Genomic DNA, 18,289 nt, shown 5'->3' on the forward strand with positions numbered 1-18,289 from the left:
TTCATTTTATAGCTTGTAAGCTAGAGATATATGTCCTGACAAGTGTTTTAATGTAATGACTCTTTTTTAAGAGTTAAAAGCTAACATGTTGGTAAGCTCCAATATCAGGAGAAGTACTTCTGTCTACGCCTAAAATATCTTTAGAAATAGAAGAAGCTTTTGCGTTATTAATAGCGTCACTATTTTTACCAATGATAAACTCGTTTTTAGTAACATCTTTAAAGTCAGATTCACCGTTTAAAATGTTGTTTTGATAATGTGAAGTATCATCAAAATTCAATTCATTATTATCTGTAAATGAATTATTAAAATCATCAAATTTAATTAAGCAACTTTCAACCATATAGTTGAAAGTTGTTCCGTCAATTCTATCAAGGATAAACTCTACATTGTTATTTCCTTCAATAATGCAATTAATAAAGTTAGCATTAACTAAATCATTAATTTCTGTAACTTCTTGGTTGTTATCGTTAGAATAAGTAATGTGGTTATTTATTAAAACTGTAGGTAATTGACGAATACTGCTATTCCAAAAATTAGCAAAAGTAGCATGGGTAAAGTTATATTTACCACCAAAAGTACAAGCTAATGCAGATTGTCCTGCGCTACCTATTACTAAGTTTTCTCCTTCAATATGTGTGTTTCTACCTAAAACACCATAGTTTGAACTGTTATATATTTCAGTATTTTTTATTGTTAGCGTGGGAGAGGAGGTATCTTGTCCGTCAACAAGAAGTCCAACAGTTCCATTTTTAATTTGAGTATAATTTAGTTCGTTGTTAAAACTACCTTCACGTATCCAAATAGCCCCCCATTGTCCTGGAATTTCACTAAACTGATGCTCTAGTCGGTCACCTTCAAAAACAATTTTTTTATCTAAGGTTCCATTGGCTTTAAGGTTAGCGTCTTTATCTATAATTAATCCAGAATTGTTGTGAAAGTGAATTTTAACTCCTGCTTCAATTGTTAGTATTTTACTTGATGGTACAGCAGCGTAACCGTAAATGACATAAGGTTTTTCATTAGTAAAGGTTAGTTCTTCATCAGTTAAAAAACGACCTTGAATCTCGGTTTCTTTGCCGTTAATAATTAATGTTTCAATACCCGAACTGTTTTTAGAAGGAAAAATAAAATGCGCATCTTGTACCAAGGTAACCAAATCTACATCTTGTTGATTTTCTCCATTATCGAACAATATTTTATCAGTGTATAAGGGATTGGTTACTGTATTAACGTTAATAGTGGTTTCTATAAAAATATAGATGCTGTCATTTGCTAAAATATCAATGTTATTAAAGTTGTCACCAGCTAATCCATCTACATTCAATCGGTAATTTGAAGTATTTCCATTTTCCAATTTGATTTCTGGAATTGTAATAGTTTTACTACTCTTATTGTATACTTTTAAGTTATAAGTAGCAGAACCTATGTTGCTGAAAATGGTGTCTAGAAATACGGTATCTTTTGAAAACTGTAACTTCCCATAACTAGGTACTGTAGTGAAATCTTTTCTACAAGACATTACAATAATAGATAAAATAAGCGCTAGTATTATGGGAAGGGGATTTTTCATGATTTTAGGTAGTAGATTATTGTTTGATTAATTCTATTTCAAATAATTTTCCCCAATGTTTTCCAGTTACGAACAAACGATTGTTTTCAGTATCATATGCAATACCATTTAGTACATCGTCTTGAGGCTCTATAGTTTGATCTTTAGCAACAATATCTCTTAATCCATTTAAGTTAGCTACACCTTCAACAACACCAGTTTCTGGATTGATAATAACTATTGAGTTTTGTTGCCATTTATTAGCATAAACTTTACCATCAATAAGTTCAATTTCATTCAAATTATCAACAGGGTATTTGTTTGTGTATACTTGGACACTTCTTTTTTCTTGTTGATTATTTGCGTCTAAAAACCAAATTTTGTTGCTTCCATCCGTTTTAATAAGTTCAGAGCCGTTGTGTGTTAATCCCCAACCTTGATTGCTATTGGTGTAATCAAAACTTCCAAGTTGCTTAAATGTTTCAAAATCGTATATGAAACCTTTACGAGCATGCCATGTTAACCAATAAATTTTATTGTTAAAAATGGTCATTCCTTCACCAAAGTACTTTTCGTCCAAATCTACCTTTTGTAAAACTTTTCCAGTTTCTAATTCAACTTTTCGTAAAGTAGATTCTCCATTACGTCCTGTGCTTTCGTATAAGTAACCATTTTTGTATTCTAACCCTTGGGTGTATGCTCCTTTATCGTGCGGATAAATATTTACAATTTTATAAGAGTATACAGCAGGGGCTTCCTTTGCTAATATCTCAATAGAATTGTTTAGTTTTTTTGATTTGTTTGGATAAAAAGCCAACGCAGTAACAGCATGTTTTCCTACACCAAAATCAGCAGTATTTATAGTAATACTTGTTTCGTTAGTATTTACACGTTTGTTGTTTACGTAAAGTTGTACAGAATCGATCTGTTCACCTTTAAGTTGTTCAAACTTAATAGCAGCTTTTTTACCTAAAGTAGTTTTTTTGGTAGTATTTAATTTAAATTTGTAATTAGTTTCGCTACAAGATGTTACAAGTAAAGTAGTTAATCCTAAAGTTAAAAGTTTATAAAAACGCATATATAAAATGTTATTTTCTATAGTTTATAAAGATGGTTGTACAAATTAAAGCAAATTATTTGTTTGCAAATTAAAAAAAAGGGTTAAATTTGCACCCTCAAATAGCCATTGCAGGTTTTTGATATATGAAACAACTATAAAGCATTACCAACTTTATAATTTTTTCAACAAAAATAAAAGATTTTAAATTTACAAGAGATGAAAAAAGGTATACATCCAGAAAATTATAGAATGGTAGCGTTCAAAGACATGTCTAACGGAGATGTTTTTTTAACACGTTCAACTGCTAATACAAAAGAAACTTTAGAAGTAGAAGGAGTTGAGTATCCATTAATTAAATTAGAAATTTCAAGAACTTCACATCCTTTCTACACTGGTAAGTCTAAGTTAGTAGATACTGCAGGGCGTATTGATAAGTTCAAAAACAAATACTCGAAATTCAAGAAGTAATTTTAAGTATTTTAAATATAAAAGAAAGCTCTGGCTATATGTCAGGGCTTTTTTTATGCTAAAATTGTATTTTTGTCAGAAAAATAAAAGAAATGAGAGATACTATCTTATCTGTTATTATTGTAATTAATATTTTATGTGGTGTGTTGGTTTATTTCATGCCAGATATGGGGAATTATATCTTATTAACTGTTGCTTCAGTAGTAACTTTATTAGCAATATATGATGCTTTTATTCAAAAAGAGCACTCATTAATGCGTGCATTTCCTGTAATTGCACGCCTACGTTGGGTGTTTGAAGAAGAGCGAGAAAAAATTCAACAATATTTTATTGAAGATGATTTAAGCGGAAAGCCTATAAACCGTGAGAAAAGGAGTATAGTTTACCAACGATCAAAAAAAGAAATTGAAACAGTTCCTTTTGGTACACAACACAATGTATATGCAAAAGGATATGAATTTGTAAAACATTCACTATTTCCTAAAGATCATCATCATATTAGTGGGGAACGAGTACTCATAGGCTCAGATAAGTGTACACAAAAGTATAATTCCTCTATAATTAACATTTCTGCAATGTCGTTTGGTTCGTTGAGTAAAAATGCAATTATGGCATTAAATCAAGGAGCAAAAATGGGAGAGTTTGCTCATAACACAGGCGAAGGAGGGGTTTCTCCTTACCATTTACAAGGTGGAGATTTAATTTTTCAAGTAGGAACAGGCTATTTTGGAGCAGGAAAAAGTGTAAATGGGAAACGAGTTTTTAATGCTGAGGTTTTTAAGAAGAATGCAGTAAGACCAGAGGTAAAAATGGTTGAAATAAAGCTTTCTCAAGGAGCTAAACCTGGTCATGGAGGGATTCTTCCAGCAAAAAAGAATACAAAAGAAATTGCTGAAATTCGTTCTGTAGAGCCTTTTACACGAGTAGATTCGCCACCAGGGCATGATGCTTTTTCTAATTTTGATGAAATGGTTGCATTTATTCAACAAGTAAGAGAGTTGTCAGGAGGGAAACCAATAGGAATTAAGTTTTGTGTTGGAGATAATGATGAAATTGAAGCAATGATCAAAGCATTTGCTGATGCAAATAATTATCCTGATTACATAGCTGTTGATGGAGGCGAAGGAGGAACAGGTTCAGCACCTTTGGAATTCTCAAATTACATCGGAACACCGTTATTAGAAGGGTTATCTTTTGTAAATAAAAAGCTAAAAAAATACGGGTTAAGAGACCAAATAAAAATCATTGCAAGTGGAAAAGCTATTGATGCTTTTGACGTGATTAAATACTTAGCGTTAGGCGCTGATGCCATAGGAATGGCTCGTAGCTTTATGTTGAGTTTAGGATGTATTCAGGCGCGTGAATGTAATTTAGATACTTGTCCTGTAGGTGTAGCAACACAAGAAAAAGACCTGGTAAAGGCTTTGGTAGTTAAGTATAAGAATATGCGTGTAAAAAATTATCACAATAAAACAATTAGCGCAACTAAAGAAATGGTTGCAGCTATGGGGAAAGAATCAATAGAAGATATTGAGCCAAAACATATTTTTAGAAGAAATAGAGCAGGCGAAATAACTTCGTTAGATGAAATTTACTATGCTAAAGAAAAGGTTTTGGTAAATTAAATGTAGAGTACTAATTTGGATACTAAAGTAAAAATTAACTCAAAAACATATCAATTACAGCGTTACCCTAAGACTTTTGATAAAAGTTTACGAGCTTGGAGTAACGCTGAACTCTTAGCGTTAGATTATATAGCTGAAAAAGAGATAGATCACTTACATCTTTTTAATGACCGTTTTGGAATGTGGAATTGTGCTTTACAGCATAAAGAGATTACTGCTATTTGGACGTATGCTAGTCAGCAAAAAGCAATTCGTCAAAACTTAAAGTTGAATAATTTTTCTACGGAAATTGATTTTAAAACTCCGCTTGATGATTTGCAGAATGTAGAAGTAGCTTTGATTAAAATTCCAAAGGCATTAGAATTATTTGAATTGTTTTTACAACAAATTCATACAGCTTCTAATAAAAAAACAGAAGTTGTTTGCGGATTTATGACTAAGTATTTTTCTCCTTCTTTTATAAGGGTCGCAGAACAATATTTTGAAGAAGTTACTCAGTCAAAAGCATGGAAAAAAGCAAGGTTACTTATTTTAAAAATACCTAAAAAGGAATTTCAAAATAAAAACCTAATTAATACTATTCAATGGGAAGATAAAGCTTTACGGCAATATTATGGTGTGTTTTCTTCTGGAAGTCTAGATATAGGAACACAATTTTTTTTAGAAACTTTAGAAGTTAAAACAGAGGAGTTAAAAGTATTAGATCTAGCTTCTGGTAATGGAGTTATAGCTTATGAAGTTACCAAGCAAAATCCACTAGCGGAAGTAACTTTGTTAGATGATTTTAATTTAGCTATTGAGTCATCTAAAATTAACTTAGAAGGGAAAAAAGCAGAATTTTTATGCGATGATACTCTAGAGGAGTTAAAAGAAAATTCTTTTGACTTAGTAGTATCGAATCCTCCTTTTCATTTCGAGTATGAGAATAATATTGAGATAGCACTTAATCTTTTTAAAGGAGTAGAAAATTGTTTGAAAAACAACGGAAGGTTTTTGTTAGTTGCTAATTCCCATTTAAATTATAGTACGCACCTAACAAAGCTTTTTACTTCGGTAAGTGTGTTACAACAAAATAAAAAGTTTCAAATAATAGAATGTATAAAAAAACGCTAAGAATTTTCTTAGCGTTTTTTGTTTGATTTGTAAACTTTAATACTACCAATAATATGATAAACCGAACATTAAATCAGTTGAGTTTATATTAAACTGAAATGAATCAGATTCTCTGTCAGGAAAACTACTTTCATCTTGGTCTGTTTTAGAATAACCTAAGCTACCTATATTAGCCTCTAAGGCGATGTTTTTGTTTAAAAAATAAGTAAGTCCAGGTCTTATCCCTACAAAATATTGGTTAGTGCTTCTTTCGTGTGGGGTGGGATTAATATTGTTTGAATAGTCAGAATAACTATAGCTAAACTCTCCTTGTAACGAAATAGTTAATTTCTTTCCAAGTGGAAAGTGTTTTTTGATGTAAGGAAAGATTTTATAGGAGTTACCTTTTCCAATTTCACTCCCTGATTCACTTTTTGAATATCCATATCCTACACCTAAACCTATAATTAAGTTGTCGTTAATAGTATATCCCACCTTAGGAGAGAAGTTAAAATTAAAATATTTAGAAGTTTCAGGAGAACCTTCAAATTCATTACTATTGTGTCCTATGGAAAAATTGGCACTAGTATACCATGTACCTTTTTCAATAGTTAATTTTTCTTTTTTTTCTTGCCCATAAGCAAATGACAATGCAAGTAGCATTGTACTTAATAATAATTTCTTCATAATTAAATTTTCTTTTATAGCAATCAAAAGTACTTGTCTTAGATTAATATAAGGTTAGCTTAATGAAAAATCATAGGAGAATTCCTCTTCAATAATTTGTTCTGTACAATTTTTTAAATCGTTTACAAATTCGTCAATTTGAGTTTTCGTTACGTTAGGCATACAAATCACATGAGAAATATTTCCTTCAGTAGCTAATTGCCATTTATCTTTAATACTTTGGGGAGTTTTGGGTAATACCACAGTAATTGCATTAGGGTTTCTCCAAGCATTGACTCCGATTTTTTGTAATTGGGCTTCGCAATATTCAGCTACAGCTAAGCTATGTTGGTAACGTTGTTGTAAACCTTCAACACCAAGCTGTTTTAAGGCGTACCATAAGAATAAAGGAGAGTGCCCGTTACGAGAACCTGTAATAGTGGTATCAAAAGAACCGATGTATGAAATTCCTTTAGCAATTCTATCTCTATTAGATCTTTTAGCCATTAATACTCCGGTAGGTATTGGTGAACCAATAAATTTATGTCCACTAATAGAAATACTGTCAGCACCATCCATAAAATCAAAAGGAAGACGAGGTTGCATAAACGGACCAAATGAGCCTGCCAAAGCAGCATCACAATGAATATAATGATCTTGAATAGCTAAATTGTGTAATATCCCTTTTATTTTACCTATGTTGTCTTTAGCTTCTTTCATAGTCGTACCAAAAGTAGCTAATACAATTACAGGCTTATGACGGTTCATACGAACAGTATTTTCAAAATCCTCATAATCCATCTCACCATTTTCTTGCGATTTAATTACAATACTAGGAATGTTTAACAAATGAATGTTTTTGCGAACACTGTAATGAGTAGATTCTGAATAATATACCATAGCCTTCGGAAACAATTCACGAGCGATGTATAAGCCATATAAATTACTTTCTGAACCACCATTGGTAACGTATCCCCAAAAATCTTTAGGGTTAGCTCTAAATAGCTTTGCGAAAAAAGCTATAACCTCACGTTCCATTTCATGGGTACGTACACGATAAGTACCTTGTTCGAAAGGATCACCAAGGTTGTTAATTGGATATTGAAAAAACTTATTTAATTCTGAATAATCAAAGTCTTTTGATACAGGATACCCTAAAAAAGTATCGCGAGCAGAAGCTAATTCTTCTTGTAATTTATTTAGTTTTTGCTGATTTTCTAATGATAATTTTCCCTCGTTAACCATAGTATTAAATTTAAGCAAGCAAAAGTAAATGAAGTAATATTATTTATCAGGTATAGGTTTAGTATTTAGATTATTTTTCTAATTTAATTGTTGTAGTAGATAAATAATCTATTAACGGTTTTTTACAGGAAGAAAAGAAGATATATTTTAGGAACGATATATAGATTAGAATTAATAAAAAAGCTCATCTAATTAGATGAGCTTTTAAACTTTATAATTTAAACTTGGTTAAGACCTTATTCTGCGGCTTTATCAACCACAACACGATTTTCACGATTCGCAACTTCCCAAGCAGTATGGAAAACCAAACGAGCTCTATTCTCTAACATTTCGTAATTGATTTTGTCAGGAGTATCAGTTGGTCTGTGATAGTCGGCATGTGTTCCATTAAAATAAAAAATAATTGGAATGTTGTGCTTAGCAAAATTATAATGGTCAGAACGATAATAAAAACGATTTGGGTCGTTATCATCGTTGTATTTATAATCTAAATCGATGTTTGTATACTTTTTGTTCATCGCTTCAGAGATATCGTGTAATTCAGTACTTAACTTATCAGAACCAATTAAGTATACGTAATTTGGATTTCCTTTATGGCGGTCATCAACTCTACCAATCATATCAATATTTAAATCAGCAACAGTATTTGCTAATGGGAAAATAGGGTTTTCTGTGTAATATTTAGACCCTAATAAACCTTTTTCTTCACCAGTAACATGTAAGAATAAAATAGAACGCTTAGGGCCTTTGCCAGCATCAGCAGCTTGTTTAAAAGCTTCAGCAATTTCTAAAATGGCTACAGTTCCTGATCCGTCATCATCTGCACCGTTATAAATTTCTCCATTTTTAACTCCTTCGTGATCTAAGTGAGCAGAAATAACCACTATTTCATCTGGTTTTTCCGTTCCTTTGATAAAAGCAACAACGTTTTCAGAATCTTTTAAAGTCATTCCTCTACGATTGTTACTTAAGTACTCAGAGGGTACTTCTTGAAAGTAATCATCACCACCTAAAGGAGAAGCAATTCCTTGACTAACATAAAAGTCTTTTAAATACTTTACTGCTTTTTTTTGTCCAGGCTCACCCGTATTTCTTCCTTCAAATTCATCTGAAGCATAGATGAATAGGTGTTTGCCTAAATCTTTTGCAGTAATGGTTTTTGCATATTTTGCAGCTTGGTCTGTGGTTACGTCATTATCTGTATTTGCAGTTTCTTTGCTAGAACCACATGCTACCAGTGCAATTGCACTAGCCATATAAAGTAATTTCTTCATCAATAATTAAGGTTTGTTTAGTTTGATTAGCTTCAAAAGTAACAAAATGTTACTGTCATTCAAATTTAATTTTTCTTGATAACGAATTGTTCTAATGTTTTGTTAAAACTTATTAATTCTTTCGGAAAAAGTTCTTCAAAAGCATTCTGAGTGATTAATTCTTGCGAAGTACCAGTGTATAATTGCTTTTCAGAAAGGAGTATGAATTCATCAGCAAGTTGAATAGCTAAATTTACTTCGTGAGTAGAAATAATAATAGTTTTTCCTGTGTTCTCTACAAGTTTTTTTAATAAAGAAAATACTTTAAATGTGTGATGAATGTCTAAGTGAGCTGTAGGTTCATCTAAAATGATGATTTCGGTATCTTGAGCTAAAGCACGAGCAATAAGTACACGTTGTAATTGACCATCACTTAATTCATAAAAACGTTTGTTTTTTAAATGTGTGATTTCAGTTTGTTCAATTGCCCAGAGAATTTTTTTTAAATGATCTTGAGTTAGTTTGTCAATCCAATTGGTGTAGGGTTGGCGCCCTAAAGCTACCAATTCAAAAACGGTTAGCTGACTTAACGGTAAACGTTCGGTTAATACTAAACTTAGCGTAGTTGACAATTCTTGATTCGTGTAAGATGAAAGTTCTTTTTGATTGATTTTTACAAAACCTTTTAAAGGTTTTTGAACTTTAGAAATTGTACGTAGCAGAGTTGATTTTCCTATTCCGTTTTTACCTAATAAAGCAACAAATTTTCCTTTTTTAATAGCTAAATCAATATTTGAAGCAATAACGGTTTGTTGCTTTTTTGATTGATACCCTATAGAAAGGTTTTCTGTTTGTAAGACGATATTTTTTTCTTGTTGCTTGATGTTTATCCGTTTAGTTGTTTATAAAGTTTTTAGTAACTCTATGCTATACATATATTTTTTTCTTCCTTATTAATAACCAAATAACAACAGGTGCTCCAAATAATGAGGTTACTGCGTTAATAGGTAAAGTAAATTCACTTGTGGGTAATTGTGCTATACTGTCGCAAATTAACAGAATAATTGCTCCAATTAAAGCAACGGCAGGCAACAAAATTTTATGGTTTGATGTAGCAAAAATCATTTTAGCGATATGCGGAACAGCTAGTCCAACAAAAGCTATAGGTCCCGAGAAAGCAGTAATTACACCTGTAAGAATACTTGTAATTAATAAAATAATATTTCTGCTTTTTTTGATATTAATTCCTAAGCTTTTTGCATAATTTTCACCTAATAAGAAACTATTTAAAGGTTTTATTACAGAGAATGTTCCTAAGATTCCGATAAGATAAATTATTCCAAAAACCGAAAGTTCTGTCCAAGTTAAATTTCCAAGACTTCCAAAGCTCCAAAACAAATATTGTTGTATTTGCTCAGCTTCACTAAAAAAAGCTAATACACTAATAACCGCCGATGTTAACGAGCCAAACATTAATCCAATAATTAGAATAGACATCGTATTACGAACTCTATTTGCAGCTATAATAACGGCTGATAATACTAAGAAAGACCCTGCACTAGCAGCTATGGCTAATGCCCAGTTAGAGTAAATAGCTACAAGAAAAAATCCTCCAAAAACACTAGAGCCTAAAATAAGCAATGCCACACCAAGGCTTGCGCCAGAAGATATACCTAATACAAAAGGACCAGCAAGTGGGTTTCTAAATAATGTTTGCATTAATAAACCACTTATTGATAATCCTGATCCTACCAACATAGCAGTAATTGATTTAGGTAAACGGTAGTTAACGATGATAGTTTGCCAGCTATCTTTTGCTACAGGATTGCCAAATAAGGAATTAAAAATTTCTTGAAAAGGGATGGAAACTGAACCTAAACTAATGTTTAGTAGTAGAAAAACTATCAGTAAAACTGATAAAAGTAAAAAATGAACTGTGTATGTTTTTGATAAATTCAATTAGTTAATTGATTTTAAAAATGCTACTAACTGCTGAATTGCTAACCCCCTATGGCTTATTTTGTTTTTTTCTTCTGAAGTCATTTCTGCAAATGATTTGTTATAACCCTCAGGCTGAAAAATAGGATCATACCCAAATCCTTGTTCGCCTTGTTTAGAGGTTAAAATACTTCCTTTACAAATTCCATCAAATAAAAATTGCTTTCCATCTAAGTTTAAACAAATAGAAGTTCTAAACTGAGCATTTCTGTCAGTTTTGTGATTCAATTCTGTTAATAGTTTTTGCATATTGTTTTCTGCATTAGCAGGTTCACCAGCATAGCGAGCAGAATATACTCCTGGTTCTCCATTTAAAGCTTCTACCTCTAAACCTGTATCATCAGCAAAACAATTATATCCAAATTTCTCAGTAATGTAATTTGCTTTAATTTGAGCATTTCCTTCTAAAGTTGTTGCAGTTTCTTCAATATCATCAAAACAGTTAATATCTTTTAAAGATAACAACTCAATAGAGCTAGGGAGCATTTTTTGTACTTCAGCAAGTTTATTTAGATTATTGGTAGCAAAAACTAGTTTCATGTATTGAAAATTAACAAAAGCAAATGTATTCAATTTTTATCATCTTTGTGGTTGTTTTTATTTTTATAGAAAAGGTATTCGTCTTGAAACTACTATAAACAAAGAGATGTCGTGTAAAAGTCGGGTTTAAAACAATTAAATAGTTTTATCAAATTTAGAATGAAAAGTAATATTGTATGAGAAATAAAAATTTACTTACCATGAAACAACCAGATTTAGGAAAAAAGATTCTTGAATTGAGGAAACAAAAAGGATTAACTCAAGAAGAGCTTGTTGAAAAATGTAATATTAATGTTCGTACAATACAACGTATAGAGGCAGGAGAAACTATGCCAAGAAGTTTTACCATAAAGACTATATTACAAGCATTAGATGTAACTATTAATTTAGAAGAGTTTACAAATGAGGTAGTATTTACAAATCAAGATAAGAAGAGATTAAACTTAGCTTGGATTTGTGGAATTATTTATTTTGTTTTTGGATTTATTGAAACTATCGCAGATATATACCAGTTTACAAAAGATGAGTCAATTTTTAATGTAGCTATATATACTAGCATTAAAGTAGTGTCCTCTGTAGCTTTTGTGCTATTTTTTATGGGTTTTTTAAGAATAGCCAAAATTTATGCTCATAAATTATTAGAAATAGTGGTTTATGTGTTTATGATAGTTTTTGTGTTGTTTGAGTTTTATGATATTTTTTTAATAAATTTTAGTGAAGAAACTATTGCAATATCTCTTGTTGCAGAACTACTTGTTTTTGGAGCAATTCAAATAATTTTTGGAATGAGTTTATTACAGTTAAAGGATAAATTAGGGGTTTTAGTACAAATAGGAGGTGTTTTAGAAATTGTTACAGGAGCTTTCTTGGCTACAGTAGTTTTGGTTAGTTTAGGATTGCTCTTATTAATACCTACTGTGATAATTGAAATAATTATAATTTATAAGATAGCAAGAAAATAGGTGTATTTAAATCGTTTGAGAGGCTTTTAAAGCCTCTTTTTATTAAAATAAATGAAGTAGTGCTTAAGGATTTAAAAAGGGAAGTTGTTAACTAGGTTTACGTAAAATCTTTTCCATTTTACGACCTTTAGCTAATTCATCTACAAGTTTATCTAAATAACGAACTTGCTTAGTTAAAGGAGTTTCTATTTCTTCTATCCGATAACCACAAATAACACCTGTAATTAAATGAGCATTTGGATTCAAGTTGGCTTCATTGAAGAAGGTTTCAAAAGTAACCTTTTGATCAATTAAGTTGTCTAACTTTTTGTCATCGAAACCAGTCAACCATTCAATTACTTGATGTAATTCCTCTTTAGTTCTACCTTTTTTCTCAACTTTCGTAATATAGTGAGGATAAACAGAAGCAAAAGTCATGCTCGCTACTCTTTCGTTGTGCTTAGGTGTTGTTTTCATGGCTTAGGTTAATGTGAAACGATTTTGAGTCCTACAATCGAAGTAATTAATGTTGTGATAAAAAATAATCGCCAAAATGTAGCGGGTTCTTTAAAAACTAAAATTCCGATTAGTACTGTTCCTATAGCACCAATTCCTGTCCAAACCGCATAGGCGGTTCCAATAGGTAGCTCTTGGGTTGCTTTTACAAGAAGTAACATACTGATAGATAAACAGATTAAAAAGCCAATATACCAATATGTAGCTTTTATTCCAGTAGCTTCTTTAGCTTTTCCAAGACAAGCGGCAAAAGCAACTTCAAAAAGTCCAGCTATAATTAACAAAATCCAATTCATTTGTAATTACTTTTTAGACACTAAAATACAATAAATTTTCTCAATTATAAACTAAGCTATTTTACCTTTTTACTTGATTTATTTTGAATAAGAATGGTTACTACTGTAATTAAGTTAAAGGTTTTTATAAATCTTCTTTATTAATTATTCCTCCCCACTCGTCAGAGTACACATATTTATTATTTTCAAGGTTAATACAGTAATTTTCGAAAAAAACCTTAAAAGATGGAGCTATAAACTCTCTTGCACTATCGTCGTGCCACATTCTTATTACTTGACCTTTGGTTCCACTTTCAGTAGGATCCATATCTATACATAGATGATTTCCAGAGCCATCATAAGTGATTGGAATCCATTTAGGGTTCCACCAAAAATCTTTAATTTCTTTATCGGGTTCAGCTTCACTATCTTCAAAATCTCCACCTTTATATAAATCGTACCAAATTTTCCATTCATCAATTATTCTATCAGAAGAAAGTAGTTCTTCAGCATCTATTAAGCCTTCGGCATTTCTATCCTGACCATTGTGTATACTTAAAAATGCTATAAAGTCTTCAGGTAATTCTGTTTGTATGGTTTGTTGAAGTTGTTTTATTTCTTCTGGTTGAATAGCGGGTTGAAGCTCTTTTGATAAATGTGGAGCATTAGAAGAAATCCAATTTTTAAAATGGTTCCATAAAATTTCAATTTCAACTTTTTGATTTTTCATTGTAATTATTTTTTGTAGTGTAATATTAGTGCTTACTAAACTTCTTGTAAAAAAATAGATAGTGCTTTTCATAGCACCTTTGAAATGTTGAAGCTAAAATACTATGTGTGGAAAAGGCTTAAGGAAGTTTTTTCGCTAATTTTTCGTTAAAAAAGAGTAGAGAAGGCTAAAACTGCATTCCTAACTTAAAGTTCAATACTCTTCCTGTCATGTAGTTAGGAATACCGTATTGGTTTTTACTGTAAGCATCACGTACCCATGTATTGGTGTTGGAATTACGGATATCGAAAATGTTAAATAATTCTAAACCAGCGGTAAGTTCTTTAAAGTTATGTAATAATCCAGTTTTATGTTGTTTGTTAGCATCAGCAAAAACATAAGAAATTCCTACATCGGCACGTTTATAATCGTTCAAACGGTTTTGAAATTGATATACATCTGAATAAGCAGGAGCTCCACCTGGCAAACCAGTATTGTAAACTAAGTTTAAGTAGGCTTTTAGATCAGGTAAGTTAGGCACATAATCTTGAAATAATACACCAAATTTTAAACGTTGATCGGTTGGTCGAGCAATATAACCTCTATTGTTGATGTTTTCTTCGGTTTTTAAATACCCAAAACTTACCCAACTATCGTTACCAGGTACAAACTCTCCGTTTAAACGAACATCTAAACCGTAAGCATAGGCATCAGTAACATTGTCTGCGCGATAACGAATACGTACATTATCTACTGAGTACGCATTTACATCTGATAAATCTTTGTAATAAAGTTCAGTAACTAATTTAAAAGGGCGTTCCCATACGTTGAAACTATATTCATTCCCAGCAACTATGTGAATTGACTTTTGTGCTTTTACTTTGGGGTGTACTTGTCCGTCATAATCACGTAATTCTTTATAAAATGGAGGTTGTGAATACCACCCACCAGATATTCTAAATAGCATATCGCTTTCCCAATCAGGTTTTATAGCAAATTGCGCTCTAGGACTAAAGATTGTTTGAGAATAACTATTAGTAGAAACTGTTTTTATAGACCAATAATGAGAACGGACTCCAATATTCATCCAAACTTGGTGGTCATTCCAAATTGCTTTTCTACTGAATTGTAGGAAACTAGTAATACGATTGATGTCTGTTTCATTTTCTGCTCTTATATTTCTATAAGGCTCAATAGGACCTGTAAAAGGTTCGTATGGTTGATTGTTTGGGGAGTGGTGTGGTGGACGAACAGAAAAACCTAATGAATCTATTACTTCCCATTCACGAATACGATCTTTAATATTTTCTTTTTGGTATTTAATACCAGCTTTCCACTCATTGTTACCGTCTTTTAAAGTAGCTTTTAGTTGAATGTTACTAATTAAAGCATCCAAGTCGTTACGTGCATGATTAATTTGTGAACCTATTCCTTGAGAAAATTCAACTTCGCCAAAATTTTCAGAACCAATATTGCTATTTACTTCACCTATGGCGTAAGCGGCAGTAATATCAAAGTATTCTTCTTCTTGTGTATTAAAAGATGAAATAGTACCAGTAAGTTTTAGATTGTCGTTAACTTGATAATTAGCAGAAAAAGCTCCAAATAAGGTTTGAAAACGATCTTCTTCTTGTCCTTGATAAAAAACAATTAACTCTAGCGGGGAGCTTAAGGTACCAAATCGAGTTTTACGAGTTAATGGTTTATAGTTGTAGTTGTTGAGAGAGAAATTACCTAAGAAATTTAAAGTGAGTTTATTGGTAACTTGATAGCTTAAAAATGATTGTACATCAGTAAAACGGGGTCTGAAGTTAACTTCTGTCTGTTTACTATTAACAAATAAACTATTATCACGATAACGAACACCTACTATAGCACTAAGCTTATTGTTAGCAAAAGTATCTTCAATAGTAAAACTACCTCCTAATAAACTTAAATCTAGTTGAACGCCAAAATTGGTTGGTTTTCGATATGTAATATCCAAAACAGAAGATAATTTATCACCATATTTTGCTTGAAATCCACCTGCAGAAAAATTAATATTCTGAATCATATGTGGATTGGTGAAACTTAAGCCTTCTTGTTGACCAGAACGGATTAAAAACGGACGATATACTTCTATTCCATTTACGTATACTAGGTTTTCATCAAAGTTACCTCCGCGAACATTGTATTGAGTACTCAATTCGTTATTGTTACTAACTCCAGGGAGTGTCATTAGTATGTTTTCAACACCGGCATTGGCACCAAGTATGTTTTTTACTTTTTTAGATTTTATTTTGGTAATACCTTGTGCTTCTTTTTGTTGGTTTTTGACAATGACTTCTTCTAATTTTTCACTCTTAATTTGTAAAGTAGGAGAGAAGTTAAAGCTTCTTTTTCCTCTAGAAGTGAATTTTTTTACCAAAGTTTTATAAGAAACATGTGTAAATGTAACAGTAACAGTTTTGCGAATAGGAATGGTAAATTGATACATTCCGTTGGCATTGGTAGTAGTTCCTTTTGATAAATAGGAAATCGCAACTCCTTCAATTGGTGTATTGAATTTATTGGTAATGATTCCTTTTACTGTAGCTGTTTTTTGTGCAAAAACGAGTGAAGGGAACAGTAATAAAAGAATAAATTTTTTCAAGCTTGTTTAGTTTACTTTCTGAAAAATGTTGCTGAAACTGTTTCAGTATTACCCACATTATCAGAGACTACAAGTTTAAAAATATGTTTGCTACCAACCAACTTTTTATCATTAAAATCGTATGTAAGTATTCTTTTTTTATGGTTATACTCCATTAAAATCCATTCACCATCAATAGTAGCGCGGTAATTTTTTATTCCCGTTTCTTTATCTCCAATTTTAACTTTCAGTGTTTTATTTTTAGAAATCCACTGATTGTTACTAAAATTGTATAGCTGAATAGTTGGTTTTTGAGTGTCAAAACGTAAAGCATAGCTACCTAAGAGTTTTGTGGTAGTATATACTTTGTCAATTTTTTTTCTTGTAGATGTGTATCTTGGATATTTAGGGTTTGTAACATTAGCAATATATACATGTTGTTTTTGATCTTCTGTTAAAAAAGAAGTCTCAAAAGTTAGTGTATAACGTTTGTCCAAAGGAATTGTAGGATTGTGAATTTTAGCAGTACCATTTTCAACTTTAAAATCAATGAAACAATCTTTATAAAAAGTGTTTTTAGGAAAAGCAACTGTTACATTTTTTTGTTGAAATTTATTAAAGTTAGCTGCTATAATTTTATAGTTAGTGGTATCTTTTTCCTTAAATACTAAATTACTGGTAGTCCCTCTAACTGGTATTCTTACTTTAGAAGTGTTGTGTTTGAAATCTTTGGCAATGATTTCAATATTGTAATTAGCTCCGTTTTCAATATGAATCTTTCCATTGTTTACTAAATCTTCATATAGGCTAAGTCTGTTTGCTTTTACTTTATGTGTTCTTTGTACTCTATTTCTATATTTTTTATAATGCTTGTAATCGATTAACAGATTAATATATTTACTCTCAGCAAAAGAAAAGGTTTCAACATCATGATAATACACACGCTTACCATTTACCTTCATTTCTAAACTATAAATTCCATTTTTATTCAATGCACCATTTAATCGGTCAAATACACTAATACCAAAACCAACAGTACCGCTAGCTGTAATTTTTTCTGCTACATAATTACCATCTCCCTTGTTTTTAAAAGAAATAACAGACTCTAAAGCAGAGTTGTTAATTCGAGCGTCGTCACTTAATGGATAGGCGACTAATTTTTGAACTGTAGGAGTCTTATCATCTTTTGCTGTTAAACCGAAGTGCATTGGGTTGATAATATGTTCTGTTTTAGTATTTCTAACTTCATAATGTAGGTGTGGACCACCAGAACTACCAGTATCTCCAGTATAACCAATAAGTTGCCCTTTTTTTACAGGGAATTTATCCGACTTAAGGAAAAGGTTTCCTGTGCTATACTTTTCTTTTTTATACTGAACACTTTTTACATATTGTTGAATACTTGGTTCAAATCGTTTTAAATGCGCATATACAGTGGTATAACCATTAGGGTGTGTTATATACAAAGCTTTTCCAAAACCATACTGCTGTACTTTTATACGAGAAATATATCCATTTGCAGGAGCATAAATAGGAATTCCTTCTTTTCCTTGGGTTTTAATATCTATTCCAGAATGAAAATGATTACTTCGTAATTCTCCAAAGGTACCAGACAATACTACAGGGATTTTTAAAGGATTTGAAAAGTAATTTCGTGGATACTGACTTTGAGCATGTCCACTAACAAAAATGACTAATAAAATGAGAGAAAAGTAAAATTTCAAAATGCAATAGTTTT

Annotated in this window: 17 protein-coding genes; 4 read left to right on the forward strand and 13 right to left on the reverse strand. The window is 31.3% G+C overall.

Features of this window, described 5'->3' with window-relative positions; translation table 11 throughout:
* Positions 1–73: 73 nt before the first annotated feature.
* Together Q4517_RS03565 and Q4517_RS03570 are read right to left on the reverse strand one after the other, a co-directional pair.
* On the reverse strand, positions 74–1,573 hold the full coding sequence (locus Q4517_RS03565; protein ID WP_303506315.1) for a hypothetical protein: 1,500 nt from the start codon (positions 1,571–1,573) through the stop codon (positions 74–76).
* 16 nt (positions 1,574–1,589) lie between these two features.
* Complete coding sequence (locus Q4517_RS03570; protein ID WP_303506317.1) at positions 1,590–2,630, reverse strand: glutaminyl-peptide cyclotransferase; 1,041 nt, start codon at positions 2,628–2,630, stop codon at positions 1,590–1,592.
* Positions 2,631–2,828: 198 nt separating this feature from the next.
* Between Q4517_RS03570 and Q4517_RS03575 the strand changes: the two genes are divergently transcribed.
* The 3 genes from Q4517_RS03575 to Q4517_RS03585 all read left to right on the forward strand — a co-directional run bounded on the left by Q4517_RS03575 (position 2,829) and on the right by Q4517_RS03585 (position 5,818).
* The gene (locus Q4517_RS03575) at positions 2,829–3,080 is read left to right on the forward strand and encodes a type B 50S ribosomal protein L31 (RefSeq protein WP_115901257.1); all 252 of its coding nucleotides are present in this window, start codon (positions 2,829–2,831) and stop codon (positions 3,078–3,080) included.
* Between the two features lie 92 nt (positions 3,081–3,172).
* The gene (locus Q4517_RS03580; protein ID WP_303506324.1) at positions 3,173–4,705 is read left to right on the forward strand and encodes an FMN-binding glutamate synthase family protein; all 1,533 of its coding nucleotides are present in this window, start codon (positions 3,173–3,175) and stop codon (positions 4,703–4,705) included.
* 15 nt (positions 4,706–4,720) lie between these two features.
* Positions 4,721–5,818 carry a methyltransferase gene (locus tag Q4517_RS03585; RefSeq protein WP_303506326.1) on the forward strand — a complete coding sequence of 366 codons (1,098 nt, stop codon included), beginning with the start codon at positions 4,721–4,723 and terminating at the stop codon, positions 5,816–5,818.
* A gap of 42 nt (positions 5,819–5,860) precedes the next feature.
* Here the strand turns inward: Q4517_RS03585 and Q4517_RS03590 are convergent, their stop codons facing one another.
* From Q4517_RS03590 to Q4517_RS03615, 6 genes are all read right to left on the reverse strand, one after another.
* Complete coding sequence (locus Q4517_RS03590; RefSeq protein WP_303506328.1) at positions 5,861–6,484, reverse strand: outer membrane beta-barrel protein; 624 nt, start codon at positions 6,482–6,484, stop codon at positions 5,861–5,863.
* 54 nt (positions 6,485–6,538) lie between these two features.
* The gene (locus Q4517_RS03595; RefSeq protein ID WP_303506330.1) at positions 6,539–7,708 is read right to left on the reverse strand and encodes a histidine decarboxylase; all 1,170 of its coding nucleotides are present in this window, start codon (positions 7,706–7,708) and stop codon (positions 6,539–6,541) included.
* A gap of 236 nt (positions 7,709–7,944) precedes the next feature.
* Positions 7,945–8,982 (reverse strand): M28 family metallopeptidase, encoded by a 1,038-nt coding sequence (locus Q4517_RS03600; RefSeq protein ID WP_303506332.1) that lies wholly within the window; start codon positions 8,980–8,982, stop codon positions 7,945–7,947.
* A 65-nt stretch (positions 8,983–9,047) separates the two neighbouring features.
* Positions 9,048–9,851: an ABC transporter ATP-binding protein gene (locus Q4517_RS03605; protein ID WP_368506458.1), complete on the reverse strand. Its 804-nt coding sequence runs from the start codon at positions 9,849–9,851 to the stop codon at positions 9,048–9,050.
* A gap of 37 nt (positions 9,852–9,888) precedes the next feature.
* Entirely contained in the window at positions 9,889–10,920 is a 1,032-nt protein-coding gene (locus tag Q4517_RS03610; RefSeq protein ID WP_303506334.1) for an iron ABC transporter permease, read from the reverse strand.
* Positions 10,921–11,499 carry a non-canonical purine NTP diphosphatase gene (locus Q4517_RS03615; protein ID WP_303506336.1) on the reverse strand — a complete coding sequence of 193 codons (579 nt, stop codon included), beginning with the start codon at positions 11,497–11,499 and terminating at the stop codon, positions 10,921–10,923.
* A 176-nt stretch (positions 11,500–11,675) separates the two neighbouring features.
* Here Q4517_RS03615 and Q4517_RS03620 point away from each other — a divergent pair, with 176 nt between their 5' ends.
* The gene (locus tag Q4517_RS03620) at positions 11,676–12,461 is read left to right on the forward strand and encodes a helix-turn-helix domain-containing protein (protein WP_303506338.1); all 786 of its coding nucleotides are present in this window, start codon (positions 11,676–11,678) and stop codon (positions 12,459–12,461) included.
* Between the two features lie 87 nt (positions 12,462–12,548).
* Here Q4517_RS03620 and Q4517_RS03625 read toward each other — a convergent pair whose 3' ends face one another.
* The 5 genes from Q4517_RS03625 to Q4517_RS03645 all read right to left on the reverse strand — a co-directional run bounded on the left by Q4517_RS03625 (position 12,549) and on the right by Q4517_RS03645 (position 18,275).
* The gene (locus Q4517_RS03625) at positions 12,549–12,917 is read right to left on the reverse strand and encodes a DUF2200 domain-containing protein (protein ID WP_303506340.1); all 369 of its coding nucleotides are present in this window, start codon (positions 12,915–12,917) and stop codon (positions 12,549–12,551) included.
* A gap of 8 nt (positions 12,918–12,925) precedes the next feature.
* Positions 12,926–13,252: a multidrug efflux SMR transporter gene (locus Q4517_RS03630; RefSeq protein WP_303506343.1), complete on the reverse strand. Its 327-nt coding sequence runs from the start codon at positions 13,250–13,252 to the stop codon at positions 12,926–12,928.
* 124 nt (positions 13,253–13,376) lie between these two features.
* Positions 13,377–13,961, reverse strand: coding sequence for an SMI1/KNR4 family protein (locus Q4517_RS03635; RefSeq protein ID WP_303506345.1), 585 nt, complete (start codon positions 13,959–13,961; stop codon positions 13,377–13,379).
* A 166-nt stretch (positions 13,962–14,127) separates the two neighbouring features.
* A complete protein-coding gene (locus Q4517_RS03640; RefSeq protein WP_303506347.1) occupies positions 14,128–16,572 on the reverse strand; it encodes a carboxypeptidase-like regulatory domain-containing protein in 2,445 nt (814 codons plus the stop codon).
* 11 nt (positions 16,573–16,583) lie between these two features.
* The gene (locus tag Q4517_RS03645; protein ID WP_303506349.1) at positions 16,584–18,275 is read right to left on the reverse strand and encodes a M23 family metallopeptidase; all 1,692 of its coding nucleotides are present in this window, start codon (positions 18,273–18,275) and stop codon (positions 16,584–16,586) included.
* Positions 18,276–18,289 lie beyond the last annotated feature (14 nt).

Source organism: Tenacibaculum sp. 1_MG-2023 (assembly GCF_030547425.1).
In the GTDB taxonomy this organism is placed as follows: Bacteria; Bacteroidota; Bacteroidia; order Flavobacteriales; family Flavobacteriaceae; genus Polaribacter.